Below are 1512 nucleotides of genomic sequence, written 5' to 3'. Positions count from 1 at the left end.
TGTCGTCTAAAATTGGGTCTGCATTAACCGTCGTCGAAACAGCTAACCCCAGTGCAGCAAAACACAATAACTTTTTCATGGATATTCCTTTATCATTTGTTGTAAAGTTTTTTTATACACGACAATAGAATAAAAAACCACAAATAATGATTTTTTAATCACTAGAATTTGTAGGATCGTTACTAAGCTGGAAGATCTGAATGAAAATCTATACCAAGCCATTGCAATTGAATTGCATGCATTAAGTGATTAAGTTGTAGGCAGGTCACTATAACGACAAGAAACATACGCTTTGACTGAATAGTCAGCGTTTCCGAGAGTGGTTTAATTATTAACGAAACCATACAGATATTCGCTTTTTCACATTGACCGTAATGTCAAAAGTGCTTGAGTTTTATTGTTGACAATTCTTCCATAGTCAATGGTCACAAATGTGATGTACAGCACATTTCTATAATGGCACTATCACCTTTGTCGAGAGATATTAACAAGGATTCGTTGGACATCTTGACTTTGTAATACAAATAAAAAGGTGACTATATGAAAAAACTAATGACGCTCTCATCACTATTATTATTCAGTTTATCTGCTACTGCTGGTATTCATGTCGAACACTCTACAAACAAAGTTGTTCTCAATGACTTTACGACAAAAGATGCCGCTTATAGCTCTGCGTTTGATCTTGTCGATGAATACCAAACGCTATCAAAACATGAACTTAGAAATCGTCTAAACATCATTGGAAGCGGTTTCCCTCGTGATATTGCAATCGATGATAGTAAGGTGAGAGTTGAAGAATACGCACTTAACCGTGATGAAGTTAAATATCGTGCAATCATAAACTTCGATTATCACTTCAGAACAAGTGACGGCGGTAAAAACTAAAAAATCATCTGCACCTTTACTTTCTTAGAGCCCTTCCTATTTTAAGAAAGTAAAGGTGTCTAATCACATTGAAACGACGGCTTTTCATAAATCGCTCTCTCCTTACATAAACAGTATCAATCCCTACCTCTATCGTTTACATAAAAATAATTTTTCCAATCTTCATTGAGATACATTTCGTCGTTTGGCGCTTTGTCATTCGCTTGGTGCGCCATATGGACTCCACATCACTTAAATGAAAAAGACACTTGAAATGGAGTTTAATTTTCTATGAAGATTAACTAAATCTAAGATCGACAATTGTCGTTACATTTTTATCGTTTATAGCAATATATAAAATGACTATTTTTTTAATTAACCATAAAGCATGAAAATAAAAAAAGGCAACAAGACATTTCTTGTTGCCAAAGAAAAAATACATCATTCAAAAAATATGAAAATGAAAACTAGCAGTGGACTAGCTAACAAAACAATTATATTCAAAACACTTAAACAAGTAACGATCAATATAATCCATTATATATGGATTAAAATCAGCACTTATAAAATTACACCGATAAATAAAAAAGCCTGAAAATAGTTTCAGGCTTTTTATATTTATTAATTTTTTAGAATGAATATCTCGCA

Annotated in this window: 1 protein-coding gene; it reads left to right on the top strand. The window is 32.7% G+C overall.

Annotation, left to right across the window (positions count from 1 at the left end; translation table 11 throughout):
- Positions 1-540 precede the first annotated feature (540 nt).
- Positions 541-885 (top strand): DUF3316 domain-containing protein, encoded by a 345-nt coding sequence (locus tag IQR33_RS05225; protein WP_005377323.1) that lies wholly within the window; start codon positions 541-543, stop codon positions 883-885.
- Positions 886-1512: the final 627 nt, after the last annotated feature.

It is taken from the genome of Vibrio sp. OPT46, from assembly GCF_015163535.1.
Lineage (GTDB): Bacteria > Pseudomonadota > Gammaproteobacteria > Enterobacterales > Vibrionaceae > Vibrio > Vibrio alginolyticus.
This window is presented reverse-complemented; position numbering and strand designations above follow the sequence as displayed.